The 11,894-nt window shown below is 67.2% G+C and carries 12 protein-coding genes; 5 read left to right on the top strand and 7 right to left on the bottom strand.

All coding sequences use genetic code 11. From position 1 onward, the window contains the following. Positions 1-7 precede the first annotated feature (7 nt). The 6 genes from CFB34_RS26160 to kdsD all read right to left on the bottom strand — a co-directional run bounded on the left by CFB34_RS26160 (position 8) and on the right by kdsD (position 5,269). Complete coding sequence (locus CFB34_RS26160; RefSeq protein WP_089441040.1) at positions 8-1,513, bottom strand: RNA polymerase factor sigma-54; 1,506 nt, start codon at positions 1,511-1,513, stop codon at positions 8-10. A gap of 159 nt (positions 1,514-1,672) precedes the next feature. Next, positions 1,673-2,449 (bottom strand): LPS export ABC transporter ATP-binding protein, encoded by a 777-nt coding sequence (gene lptB, locus CFB34_RS26165; RefSeq protein ID WP_011353224.1) that lies wholly within the window; start codon positions 2,447-2,449, stop codon positions 1,673-1,675. Beyond that, a complete protein-coding gene (lptA, locus tag CFB34_RS26170; RefSeq protein WP_089441039.1) occupies positions 2,446-3,111 on the bottom strand; it encodes a lipopolysaccharide transport periplasmic protein LptA in 666 nt (221 codons plus the stop codon). Before lptA ends, lptB begins: the two co-directional genes overlap by 4 nt. A 20-nt stretch (positions 3,112-3,131) precedes the next feature. Continuing rightward, entirely contained in the window at positions 3,132-3,746 is a 615-nt protein-coding gene (lptC, locus tag CFB34_RS26175; protein WP_089441038.1) for an LPS export ABC transporter periplasmic protein LptC, read from the bottom strand. Positions 3,747-3,749: 3 nt separating this feature from the next. Continuing rightward, entirely contained in the window at positions 3,750-4,286 is a 537-nt protein-coding gene (locus CFB34_RS26180) for an HAD family hydrolase (protein WP_089441037.1), read from the bottom strand. Beyond that, positions 4,286-5,269: an arabinose 5-phosphate isomerase KdsD gene (kdsD, locus tag CFB34_RS26185; RefSeq protein WP_039345999.1), complete on the bottom strand. Its 984-nt coding sequence runs from the start codon at positions 5,267-5,269 to the stop codon at positions 4,286-4,288. Before kdsD ends, CFB34_RS26180 begins: the two co-directional genes overlap by 1 nt. 125 nt (positions 5,270-5,394) lie before the next feature. Here kdsD and CFB34_RS26190 point away from each other — a divergent pair, with 125 nt between their 5' ends. The 5 genes from CFB34_RS26190 to purU all read left to right on the top strand — a co-directional run bounded on the left by CFB34_RS26190 (position 5,395) and on the right by purU (position 10,539). After that, positions 5,395-7,401 carry a monovalent cation:proton antiporter family protein gene (locus CFB34_RS26190; protein ID WP_089441036.1) on the top strand — a complete coding sequence of 669 codons (2,007 nt, stop codon included), beginning with the start codon at positions 5,395-5,397 and terminating at the stop codon, positions 7,399-7,401. Between the two features lie 82 nt (positions 7,402-7,483). After that, positions 7,484-8,050 (top strand): adenine phosphoribosyltransferase, encoded by a 567-nt coding sequence (locus tag CFB34_RS26195; protein WP_089441035.1) that lies wholly within the window; start codon positions 7,484-7,486, stop codon positions 8,048-8,050. Positions 8,051-8,093: 43 nt separating this feature from the next. Then, a complete protein-coding gene (locus CFB34_RS26200) occupies positions 8,094-8,708 on the top strand; it encodes a LysE family translocator (RefSeq protein ID WP_059233178.1) in 615 nt (204 codons plus the stop codon). 6 nt (positions 8,709-8,714) lie between these two features. Next, on the top strand, positions 8,715-9,581 hold the full coding sequence (locus tag CFB34_RS26205) for a DUF4743 domain-containing protein (RefSeq protein WP_089441034.1): 867 nt from the start codon (positions 8,715-8,717) through the stop codon (positions 9,579-9,581). A 73-nt stretch (positions 9,582-9,654) separates the two neighbouring features. Beyond that, the gene (gene purU, locus CFB34_RS26210) at positions 9,655-10,539 is read left to right on the top strand and encodes a formyltetrahydrofolate deformylase (RefSeq protein ID WP_089441033.1); all 885 of its coding nucleotides are present in this window, start codon (positions 9,655-9,657) and stop codon (positions 10,537-10,539) included. Positions 10,540-10,636: 97 nt separating this feature from the next. On the opposite strand, the gene CFB34_RS26215 is transcribed toward purU, so the two are convergent. After that, entirely contained in the window at positions 10,637-11,722 is a 1,086-nt protein-coding gene (locus CFB34_RS26215; RefSeq protein ID WP_179243660.1) for an AI-2E family transporter, read from the bottom strand. Positions 11,723-11,894 lie beyond the last annotated feature (172 nt).

Consider the following 11,894-nt stretch of genomic DNA (forward strand, 5'->3'; position numbering starts at 1 on the left):
AGCAGGCTTAAAGAGACTTGCGCAGATTCACTGCCGGGATCTTGAGGGCTTCGCGATACTTCGCAACCGTGCGGCGCGCGACCACGAATCCCTGTTCTGCCAGCAGCTCGGCAATGCGGCTGTCCGAAAGTGGCGATTTAGGGTCTTCAGCTCCTATCAGTTGCTTGATGAGGGCTCGGATGGCTGTCGACGAAGCGGCGCCACCGGTGTCGGTCGAGACGTGAGATCCGAAGAAGTACTTAAATTCAAGCGTCCCGAACGGGGTCAGCATGTACTTCCCGGTTGTCACACGGCTGACAGTCGACTCGTGTAGGCCCAGCGTATCAGCTATTTCCCGCAAAACCAAGGGGCGCATGGCAATTTCACCGTGCGCAAAGAAGTTCTTTTGACGCTCGACAATGGCCTGCGCGACACGCAGGATCGTGTCGAAACGCTGCTGGATGTTCTTGATCAGCCAGCGTGCTTCCTGGAGCTGCTGCTTGAGCGAACCGGCCGACGGATCGCCGCGGCTGTTGCGCAGGATGTTCGCGTAAAGGTTGTTGATCCGCAGGCGCGGCACGACCTCCGGGTTGAGCTCCGCGAGCCATCCCTGGCCGGCCTTCTTCACGATGATGTCGGGTACGACGTAGTCGGCCTCGGCCTTGCCGTACGCGGCGCCGGGGAACGGCTCCAGCGAGCGGATCAGCGTGTGCGCGTCGCGCAGCGCGTCGTCGCTCGCCTTCAGGTGCTTGCGCAGCCGCGTGAAGTCGCGGGCGGCGAGCAGTTCGAGATGCTGCGACACGATTTCGAGCGCGAGCGTGCGTGTCGGGGACGGATCGAGGCGCAGCAGCTGGAGCTTCAGGCATTCGGACGCCGAGCGCGCACCGACCCCGGCCGGATCGAAGCTGTGCAGCAGCGCGAGCGCCGCGTTCAGTTCGTCGCAGTCGATTTCCAGCTCGGGCGGCAGGTCGGCGAGCACTTCATCGAGCGTGGCGGTCAGGTAGCCGTCGTCGTCAAGCGATTCGATCAGGAACATCACGAGCGCGCGGTCGCGCGGGCCGGCCTGCGTGACGCGCAATTGCGCGGACAGGTGGTCGCGCAGCGACGTCGCCGCTTCCTGCACCTGCAGCGGCGGGAGGTCGTCGTCGTCGGATGCGCCGCTCGAGCGGCCGTATTCGTCGAGGTTCCACTGCGGGCCGTCGTTGCCGTCGCCGGATGCATAACCGTCGTATTCGTCCGCGCCGGCCGGCTCGTCGCGCTCGGCACGATCGCTCGACGAACTGCTGCCGTTGGCCGCGACGGGCTCGGTGTTCTGCGCGGGAGGCGTCTGCGCGATCAGCGATCCGTCCGCAGCAACACGCAGCGGGCTCGCGATCCATTCATCGTCGTTCTCGAGCAGCGGGTTCTGCGCGACGGCCATCGCGACTTCCTGCTGCAATTCGAGCGTCGACAACTGCAGGAGCCGGATCGACTGCTGTAGCTGGGGCGTCAGCGCCAGATGTTGCGACAGGCGGAGTTGAAGGCTGGCTTTCATGGCAAGGAGGGAGTCATACCGGCAGTTTGCCACGACCCAGGCGCGTTGAGCCATCCGCGATTACGCGCGGCGCGCCGCCCGGCCGCGGGCATGGCCGCGAAGCGGGGCGCGGCCCCGCGCGGCGACGCCGGGCGGGGTGCAGCCAGCCACGAGGAGGAGTTACATCCGGAAGTGTTCGCCGAGGTACACGCGGCGTACGCTTTCGTTTTCGATGATTTCGCTCGGCGCACCGGCGGCGAGCACCGAGCCGTCGCTGATGATGTACGCGTGGTCGCAGATGCCGAGCGTTTCGCGGACGTTGTGATCGGTAATCAGCACGCCGATGTTGCGCTGCTTCAGGAACTTGACGATCTTCTGGATCTCGAGCACCGCGATCGGGTCGACGCCGGCGAACGGTTCGTCGAGCAGGATGAAGTTCGGGTTGGTGGCCAGCGCGCGCGCGATTTCGACCCGGCGCCGCTCGCCGCCCGACAGCGACAGCGCGGGATTCTCGCGCAGGTGGCCGATCTGCAGCTCGTCGAGCAGCGCTTCGGCGCGCGACGAGATCGCGTCCTTCGACAGCCGCTTGCCGTCTTCGCCGTGCTGCAGCTCGAGCACCGCGCGGATGTTCTCCTCGACGGTCAGCTTGCGGAACACGGACGCTTCCTGCGGCAGGTACGACAGGCCGAGCGACGCGCGCTTGTGGATCGGCAGCAGGCTGATCGAGCTGCCGTTCAGCGAGATCTCGCCGGCGTCGAGCGGCACCAGGCCGACGATCATGTAGAACGACGTGGTCTTGCCGGCGCCGTTCGGGCCGAGCAGGCCGACGACTTCGCCGCTTTTCACGTCGAGCGACACGTCCTTGACGACCGTGCGCGAGCCGTAGCGCTTCTTCAGGTTGCGGACGACGAGCGAGCTCGTCGTGCCGGCCGGCTGGCGGTTCGGTAGCGCGTTCATTGGCCCGGCGCCCCCTGGATCGTGGTCGACGGCGACAGCTTTGCCGGCGCGCCGTTCAGCGGCGCGGGGCCGCCGTTCTTCGGCGACAGCATCGCGCGCACGCGGCCGTTCGGGTTGCCCGGCGCGGCGACGTCCTTGCCGCCCTTCGCGGTGTAGAAGTCGCGCTGGCCGTCGTACGTGATCACGCTGCCGTGCACGGTATCGGCGACGGTCGACGTGCCCTGCAGGCGGCGCACGGTCGCGGCGGTGGTCAGCGTCGTCAGGTCCTGCTTGCCGTCGTAGTCGATGCGCTCGGCGTCGCCGTCGATGTACTCGTCGAGGCCTTCGCGCTTCTGGCGGAACGTCGCGTGCTTCTTGCCGCTGCCGAACGAAGTGGCGTACTGATAGCCTTCCGGGTCCTGGCGCACTTCGACGCGATCGCCCTTGATGATGATCGTGCCCTTCGTGATCACGACGTTGCCGGTCGCGACCGTGACCTGCTTCAGGTCGTCATAGGTCAGGTTGTCGGCCTCGACGTTGATCGGCTTGCTTTGGTCGGCCTTCTCGGCATGGGCGAGCGGCGCCAGCCCGACCAGCGGGAGCGCCACGAGCGTCGCGGCAAGCGCGGCGCGGACGGCGCGCGCAGCGCCGCCGGAAATCTGTCGAGGGAACGATTCGTTCATGCAGTCACGTGAGGGATGCGTCACTTGGGTTGACCTTTCGAGCCGCCGGACGTGTCCTGCGCGGCGATCGTGCCGCGCACGTTGCCGTAAAGCTCGATGACCCGGGTGACGTTGTTGTACTTCATGCCGTCGGTCGCGTTGACGAGCGACAGGCCGCGCTGAAGTTTAACCGGCTTTTCGGTCTGGATCACATCGTCATTGACGAAGATCCGGAAATGCTGGGAATCAGCCTGCATCTGCGGATCGCCGCCGCCGGCCGCGCGCAGGATACGCGCGTCGTCGTACAAATCGACGATCGACACGTCGCCGTTGACGGTGCCGCGCTTCGAGGTGGTCGTCACGACCGGCTTGCCGGGCTGGAACGCGCGCATGGCCGGATCGGTCAGGTCGCTGTCTTCGGTGTCTTCGTAATGGATCAGCTTCGCGGCCGTCAGCCGGTACTGGGTCGCGCCCGACTGGTCGAGCTCGGTGACCGAGAAGTTGTCGGCGAAATAGTCGGGCGTGTGGCGCTTCGGCTGCACGGTGCCCTCGCCGGGCGGCGGCAGCGTGGCCTGCAGCAGCCACCAGGTGATGCCCGCGAGCGCGGCGACCGCGACGAGCGGCAGCAACTGGGTCCAGCGGAAATGCGTGTTCATCCGTCAGGCTCCGCAGGCGGCCGCGAGCAGCGCGTCGTAGCGGCGCTGTGCGCGCAGGATCGCGTCGCAGACTTCGCGGACGGCGCCGTGGCCGCCGCGGGCCTCGGCCACCCAGTGCGCGCGGGCGATCACCTCGGGGTGCGCGTTCGCGGGGGCCGTCGCGAAGCCGCAGCGCAGCATCACGGGCAGGTCGGGCCAGTCGTCGCCCATGTAGCCGCACTGGTCGGCGGTGAGGCCGAGCGACGCGATCAGGTCGGTGAACACGACGAGCTTGTTCTCGACGCCCTGGAACAGGTGCGCGATCTTCATTTCCTTCGCACGCGCCGCGACGATCTCCGAGCGGCGGCCCGTGATGATCGCGGTTGCGATGCCGGCTTCGCCGAGCAGCTTCACGCCGTGGCCGTCGAGCGAATTGAACGACTTCATCGCGTCGCCGGCCGCGGTAAACAGCAGGCCGCCGTCGGTCAGCACACCGTCGACGTCGAAAATCATCAGCTTCACGCGGCTCGCGCGTTCGGCCGCAGTCAGCGCTGCGCTCATCAGATCACCTTCTTCGAAAACAGGTCGTGCATGTTCAGCGCGCCGATCAGCACGCCGTCGGCATCGACCACCAGCATCTGGTTGATCCGGTGGCGCTCCATCAGTTCCACGGCCTCGACCGCCAGGTGATCCGGCGCCACCGTGCGCGGGTCGCGCGTCATCACGTCGGTGATCGGCAGCGTGCGGAAGTCGCCGTCGCGCGCGAGCACGCGGCGCAGGTCGCCATCGGTGAAGATGCCCGCGACCTTGCCGCCGGCGTCGACCACGGCGGTCATCCCGAGGCGCTTCGCGGTGATCTGGAACAGGGCGTCCGACAGCGTCGCGTCGAGCCCGACGGACGGGACGTCGTCGCCCGAGCGCATCACGTCGCGCACGTAGGTGAGCAGGCGCCGGCCGAGTGCGCCGCCCGGGTGCGAGCGCGCGAAATCCTCGGAGCCGAAGCCGCGCGCGTCGAGCACCGCCACGGCGAGCGCGTCGCCGAGCGCGAGCGCGGCGGTCGTGCTCGCGGTGGGCGCGAGGTTCATCGGGCAGGCCTCTTTCGAGACCGCGGCGTTCAGGTTCACGTCGGCGAGCGTGCCGAGGCTCGATTCCGCGCGGCCCGTGATCGCGATCAGCTTCGCGCCGATCCGCTTCACGAGTGGCAGGATCGCCACGAGTTCTTCCGATTCGCCGGAATAGGAGATGCCGATGAAGACGTCGTCGGAGGTGACCATCCCGAGGTCGCCATGGCTGGCCTCGGCCGGGTGGACGAAGAAGGCCGGCGTACCGGTGCTGGCCAGCGTGGCCGCGATCTTGCGGGCAATATGCCCCGATTTGCCGATACCGGACACCACCACGCGGCCGCGGCAGCCGAGCAGCAGCGCGACGGCCTGGACGAAGCCGCCGTCGAGCTGGTCGCGCAGCGCGCGCACGGCGTCCGCCTCGATGTCGAGCACGTCGCGGGCGAGCGCGAGCGCCCGGTCATCATTGATTTTCGCTATCATGCGCGGAGTATAGCAAAGGCGTTTGTTCGCCGCGCCGGGCCTTCGGACTCGTCCGAGGTCGCCTGACCACCGCCACCACCCGCGCCCGCATTGCCGTGGCCCCGACGAACGAGGACGCTTCGCCCGTGATTTCCCCGCTCGAAATGACCCTGCTGCTGCTGCTGGCCTCAGTGGTGGGCGTCGTCGTATTCCGCTCGTTGAACCTGCCGCCGATGCTCGGCTACCTGACCGTCGGCATCCTGGTCGGCCCGCATGCGTTCGGCATCGCGGCGGATCTGGAGCGGGCCGAGCATCTCGCGGAATTCGGCGTGGTGTTCCTGATGTTTTCGATCGGCCTCGAGTTCTCGCTGGCGAAGCTGAGGGCGATGCAGCGGCTCGTGTTCGGGCTCGGGCTGCTGCAGGTCGTCGCGACGCTCGTGCTCGCGCTCGTGCTGGGCATGCTGTTCGAGCACTGGGTGCACATCACGTGGCAGGGCAGCATCGCGCTCGGCGGCGCGCTCGCGATGTCGTCGACGGCGATCGTGTCGAAGATGCTCGCCGAGCGGCTCGAGATCGAGACCGAGCACGGCCGCAACATCTTCGGCGTGCTGCTGTTCCAGGATCTCGCGGTGGTGCCGCTGCTGATCGTGATCGCCGCGTTCGGCGCCGAGTCGTCGAAGGACCTCGCGATCACGCTCGGCTTCGCGGCCGTCAAGATCGTGATCGCGCTCACGCTGCTGCTGGTCATCGGCCAGCGCTTCATGACGCGCTGGCTCAACGTCGTCGCACGGCGCCGCTCGCAGGAACTGTTCGTGCTGAACCTGCTGCTCGTCACGCTCGGCGCCGCATTCATCACCGACCGTTTCGGCCTGTCGCTCGCGCTCGGCGCGTTCATCGCGGGGATGCTGATCTCCGAGACGCCGTTCCGCCATCAGGTGGAGGAGGACATCAAGCCGTTCCGCGACGTGCTGCTCGGCCTGTTCTTCGTGACGACCGGGATGCTGCTCGACCCGCGCGTGATCTGGGAGCACCCGTTCCTCGTGCTCGGTTTCTTCGTCGGGCAGATCCTGTTCAAGGCGACGATGATCGCCGGGCTCGCGCGGCTGTTCGGCGCGACGCCGGGCGTCGCGATGCGTACCGGCATCGGGCTCGCGCAGGCCGGCGAATTCGGCTTCGTGCTGCTGAACCTGATCCTCGACCGGCATCTCGTCGATTCGACGCTGCTGCAGGCGATCCTCGCGTCGATGCTGCTGTCGATGCTCGCGGCGCCGTTCCTGATCCAGAACGCCGACCGGATCGTGATGCGGCTGTCGTCGACCGAATGGATGCAGCAGTCGCTGCAGATGACGCGGATCGCGACGCAAAGCCTCAAGCAGCGCGGCCACGTGATCATCTGCGGCTACGGCCGCGCCGGCCAGAACCTGGCGCGGATGCTCGAACAGGAAGGCATTTCGTACGTCGCGCTCGACCTCGACCCCGATCGCGTGAGCGCGGCCGCGGCGGCCGGCGAATCGGTCGTGTTCGGCGACGCGGCGCGCCGCGAGTCGCTGCTCGCGGCCGGTATCCACCGCGCGGCGGCGGTGGCGATCACCTATGCGAACACGCCGTCCGCGCTGCGCGTGCTGCATCACGTGCACGAACTCGAGCCGACGCTGCCCGCGATCGTGCGCACCGTCGACGACGCCGATCTCGAGAAGCTGCTCGCGGCCGGCGCGACCGAGGTGATTCCGGAGATCGTCGAGGGCAGCCTGATGCTCGCATCGCACACGCTGGTGCTGGTCGGCGTGCCGATGCGCAAGGTCGTGCGGCGCGTCGAGGAGATGCGCGACGAACGCTACAGCCTGCTGCGCGGCTATTTCCGCGGCGCGGACGACGCGGACGACGACGACCACGAGCAGGTGCGGCTACAATCGGTGCCGGTCGATGCGCGTGCGGACGCGGTCGGGCGTTCGCTGGAAGAACTGGGGCTGTATGCACTCGGGCTCGAAGTCACGGCGATCCGCCGGCATGGCATCCGCGGCGTCGAACCCGATCCGCAAACCAAGCTGCGCGCGAGCGACATCGTCGTGCTGCGCGGGCTGCCCGAGGCGCTCGCGCTCGCGGAGGAGCGGCTGTCGCGCCATCGGCGCGAACCGCCGGCCGCGGCCGCCTGAGCCGCGTCTGGTTTGATAACCTGACCCGTATTTTTTCGAAACGGTGCCCGATCTTCGCGCACCGTTTTTTTCGGAGAGTTTCATGCCGCATTCGTCGCCGGCCGCACCGCTCGATCCGGTCGCCTTCATCCACAGCCAGATCCGCACGGTGCCCGACTGGCCGCAGCCGGGCGTGATGTTCCGCGACATCACGACGCTGCTGCAGAGCCCGAAGGCGCTGCGCATCCTCGTCGACCTGTTCGTCGAGCGCTATGTCGATGCGAAGCTCGACTACGTCGCGGGCCTCGATGCACGCGGCTTCATCATCGCGCCGATCGTCGCGTACGAACTGAGCGTCGGCTTCGTGCCGATCCGCAAGGTCGGCAAGCTGCCGTACAAGACGCGCTCGGAATCGTACGACCTCGAATACGGCAGCGCGACGGTCGAGATCCATGAAGATGCGTGTCGCCCCGGCGATCGCGTGATCATCATGGACGACCTGATCGCGACCGGCGGCACGATGATGGCGGGGCGCAACCTGCTGCAGCGGCTCGGCGCGGAAGTCGTCGAGGGCGCGGCGATCATCGACCTGCCCGATCTCGGCGGCTCGGCACTGCTGCGCAATGCGGGACTGCCGGTTTATACCGTCACCGAATTCGCCGGCCACTGAACGCCGGCCAGCCTGAGCTTCCACGTCACGCAGCGAGGTCACGATGCCCAACTTCATGCTGTTTCTCGCCACGTCGATCGCGATCACGTTCGCGCCGGGGCCCGACAACCTGCAGGTGCTCGCACGCGGCATCTCGCAGGGCCGCGCGGCCGGCTTCGTCGCCGCGCTCGGCTTCACGGCCGGGATCCTGTTCCATACGACGCTCGCGGCGCTCGGCGTCGCGGCCGTGCTGCGTTCGTCGCCGGTCGCGTTCCAGATCCTGAAGCTCGCGGGCGCCGCCTACCTCGTGTGGATCGGCATCAAGGCGCTGCGCAGCCAGGGGCTCTCGAATGCGCACGCGCGCCCGCCTCAGCCGCTCGGCACGATCTTCCGGCAGAGCGTGATCGGCAACCTGATGAACCCGAAGGTCACGCTGTTCTTCGTCGTGTTCCTGCCGCAGTTCGTCGATCCGCACGGCGCGCAGAGCGTCACGCTGCAGATGTTCGAACTCGGCGCGCTGTTCATGCTGCAGACGGCCGCGGTCTTCTCGCTGTTCGGCGTCGGCGCGGGCATGATCGGCGCATGGCTGAAGCGCCGCCCGAAGGCCGGCGTGTGGCTCGACCGGATCGCCGGCGCGACGTTCATCGCGATCGGCATCCGCGTGGCGCTGAAGGACTGACAGACGATGACGTTTCCGTGTATTGCGGCTGCGCGCCGCTTCGATCCCGCTGCGCACCTGCGTTTCGAGATTGCCGGCCAGGCGGTCGGCTGGGTGCGCCGCGACGACGTCGCGATGCTGGCGCGCTGGCCCGACGTGTTCGAGCTGACGGATGAGCGCGTCGTGCTGTCGGCGCGCTACGATTCGGTCGACGCACGCAGCATGGCGCTGGCGAGTGCGATCGGCGCGCTCGCGGCCGAAGGCGCGATTCCCGGCTGGCGCGACGAGATCTACGCGATCCGCAACCGCTTCGACGATCCGCCGCTCGCGTACATCGAGCGCGCCGCATCGCGCTTCTTCGGCACGCAGACTTACGCGGTGCATCTGAACGGCATCGTAGAATATGCGGTTGCGCCGGGCGAGCCGTCCGCCGCGGCCGTCCCGCAGATGTGGCTCGGCCGCCGCAGCGAGACCAAGGCAACCGACCCCGGCATGCTCGACAACGTCGTCGCCGGCGGAATCGGCTGGGGCCTGGGCGTTCACGAGACGCTCGCGAAGGAATGCTGGGAAGAAGCCGGCATTCCGGCCGAACTGGCCGCGCGCGCGATCGCGGGCCGCGCGGTGCAGGTGCTGTGCTCGCTGCCGGAAGGCACGCAGTCCGAACTGATCTTCGTGTACGACCTGCCGCTGCCGCGCGATTTCGCGCCGCGCAACCAGGACGGCGAAGTGGCCGAGCACCTGCTGGCCGGCGTGCCCGAGGTGATCGGCTGGTTGCGCGACGGCCGCGCGACGATGGATGCGAGCCTCGCGACGCTCGACACGCTGCTGCGCCACCGCTGGATCCCGGCGGCCGACGCGGCGGGCATCGACGCCCTGTTCGCACCGGCCGCGTGACGCGTGCCGCGCGCGCAGCCTGGCGGCGCGAACGGGCAATTTGACGAATACGGAAACGAAGGGAGTAGCGGTCATGCCGACCGATCACAGCTTTATCTTGAAACTGTCGTGCCCCGACCGGCACGGCATCGTCCATGCGGTCTCGGGCTTCCTGTTCGAGCGCAGCAACAACATCCTCGATTCGGCGCAGTTCGGCGACAGCCGCACCAGCGAATTCTTCATGCGCGTGCACTTCGAGCAGGACGGCGGCGGCGCGGATGCCGCGACGGCGCTCGACACGCTTCGCAAGGAATTCGCGCCGCTCGCCGAACAGTTCTCGATGCGCTGGGAGCTGCATGACGCGGCCGTGAAGCCGCGCGTCGTGATCATGGTGTCGAAGATCGGCCACTGCCTGAACGACCTGCTGTTCCGCTATCGCACCGGCCAGCTGCCGATCGAGATCCCGGCGATCGTGTCGAACCACAAGGAGTTCTACCAGCTCGCCGCGAGCTACAACATCCCGTTCCATCACTTTCCGCTGGTCGGCGGCTCGTCCGATGCCGCGAAGGCCGCGCAGGAAGCGCGCGTGCTGGAAGTGATCGACGAGCACCAGGCCGATCTGGTCGTGCTCGCGCGCTACATGCAGATCCTGTCGCCGAACCTGTGCAAGCAGCTCGCCGGCCGCGCGATCAACATCCACCATTCGTTCCTGCCGAGCTTCAAGGGCGCGAAGCCGTACTATCAGGCGTTCGATCGTGGCGTGAAGCTGATCGGCGCGACCGCGCACTACGTGACGACCGATCTCGACGAAGGCCCGATCATCGAGCAGGAAGTCGAGCGCGTCGACCACAGCATGACGCCCGACCAGCTGACCGCGATCGGCCGCGACGTCGAATGCGTGACGCTGGCGCGCGCGGTGAAGTGGCACGTCGAGCACCGGATCGTGCTGAACGGGACGAAGACGGTCGTGTTCCGCTGATTTTGCCGATTGCCGGCTCGTTGGCAATTACAAACAAAAACGCCGCGCCCTTCACGGGGCGCGGCGTTTTTTATCGCTGTTTGGCGGGCGGCCTGCTTCAGATCAGCCGCAGCAGGTACAGCTCGCGCTTCAGGTACGCGTAGAAGATCGGCGCGGCGATCACGCCCGGCAGCCCGAACGCCGCCTCCATGATCAGCATCGCGAGCAGCAGCTCCCATGCGCGCGACTCGATCTGGCCGCCGATGATCTTCGCGTTCAGGAAGTATTCGAGCTTGTGGATGATCACGAGGAACGCCAGCGACGCGATCGCGGTGCCCATGCTGACCGACAGCGACACGGCGACGATCAGCGTGTTCGAGATCAGGTTGCCGATCACGGGCAGCAGGCCGACGATGAACGTGACGAGCACGAGCGTTTTCGACAGCGGCAGCCGCTGGTGGAAGATAGGCAGCGCGACGAGCAGGTAGATGCCCGTGAACACCGCGTTGATCGCCGAGATCTTGATCTGCGCGAACACGATCCGGCGGAATGCGTCGGCGAAGCGCGACACGCGCGTGACGAGCGCCGTGGACAGCGGCCGGCGCACCTTGCCGTGCTCGACGCCGATCGCGATCATCGCGCCGATGATCATCCCGAACAGCACGTGGCCGAAGCCGCGCGCGACGCTCTTGCCGCTTTGCTGGAGCTGGTCCATGTGCGAGTGCATCAGCACGGCGGCCTTCGTCTTCATCTGCTCGACGTCGACGGGCAGCAGGTTCGCGATCCAGGCCGGCGTGCGGGCGCGGGTCTGCTCGACGATCTGCATCAGCTGGTCGAGCAGGCTTTGCAGGTTCGGCACCGTGCGCTCGAAGTGTTCGATGATGCCGATCGTCAGGCCCGTCAACGCGCCGACGATCGCGATCGACAGCAGCACGACGGCGACCCAGCGCGCGCGCATGCTCGTGGTATGGCGTTCGATCACGGGGGCGATCGTGTGGATCAGCTGGTAGACCAGCAAGCCGGCCAGCAGCCCGCCGAGCAGCTTGAGTTCGATCACGAGCCACATCGCGAGGATCGCGAACGCATAGCTGCCGATCTCGAGCGCCGACAGCTTCGGCAGGCTGAAGTCGCTCGTCAGCCGCACGCTGCGCAGGTGCGGTTCGCGATTCTGCGCATCGCGCGACGAGTCTGGTTGCTTCTCCATCGTGGATTCCTGTCGTTCGTGTGTCATGCCGCGGAATGCGCGGCAGAGCCGTGTTCGCCCGGCGCCGCACCGGATTGGTGCGTACGGCGAACCTTACGACCGTAAAGTATAGCTGCCATTATGGTCCGCAACGGGGCCGTTTGGCGCATGGTGTATACGCAGGAGGGAAAAC

The organism is Burkholderia sp. HI4860, assembly GCF_002223045.2.
Classification (GTDB): domain Bacteria; phylum Pseudomonadota; class Gammaproteobacteria; order Burkholderiales; family Burkholderiaceae; genus Burkholderia.

Excerpts from the sequence above, each read along its gene's own strand:
- CFB34_RS26160 (WP_089441040.1), bottom strand. The coding sequence starts at position 1,513 with ATGAAAGCCAGCCTTCAACTCCGCCTGTCGCAACATCTGGCGCTGACG.
- lptB (WP_011353224.1), bottom strand. The coding sequence starts at position 2,449 with ATGAACGCGCTACCGAACCGCCAGCCGGCCGGCACGACGAGCTCGCTC.
- lptA (WP_089441039.1), bottom strand. The coding sequence starts at position 3,111 with ATGAACGAATCGTTCCCTCGACAGATTTCCGGCGGCGCTGCGCGCGCC.
- lptC (WP_089441038.1), bottom strand. The coding sequence starts at position 3,746 with ATGAACACGCATTTCCGCTGGACCCAGTTGCTGCCGCTCGTCGCGGTC.
- CFB34_RS26180 (WP_089441037.1), bottom strand. The coding sequence starts at position 4,286 with ATGAGCGCAGCGCTGACTGCGGCCGAACGCGCGAGCCGCGTGAAGCTG.
- kdsD (WP_039345999.1), bottom strand. The coding sequence starts at position 5,269 with ATGATAGCGAAAATCAATGATGACCGGGCGCTCGCGCTCGCCCGCGAC.
- CFB34_RS26195 (WP_089441035.1), top strand. The coding sequence starts at position 7,484 with ATGCCGCATTCGTCGCCGGCCGCACCGCTCGATCCGGTCGCCTTCATC.
- CFB34_RS26200 (WP_059233178.1), top strand. The coding sequence starts at position 8,094 with ATGCCCAACTTCATGCTGTTTCTCGCCACGTCGATCGCGATCACGTTC.
- CFB34_RS26205 (WP_089441034.1), top strand. The coding sequence starts at position 8,715 with ATGACGTTTCCGTGTATTGCGGCTGCGCGCCGCTTCGATCCCGCTGCG.
- purU (WP_089441033.1), top strand. The coding sequence starts at position 9,655 with ATGCCGACCGATCACAGCTTTATCTTGAAACTGTCGTGCCCCGACCGG.
- CFB34_RS26215 (WP_179243660.1), bottom strand. The coding sequence starts at position 11,722 with ATGGAGAAGCAACCAGACTCGTCGCGCGATGCGCAGAATCGCGAACCG.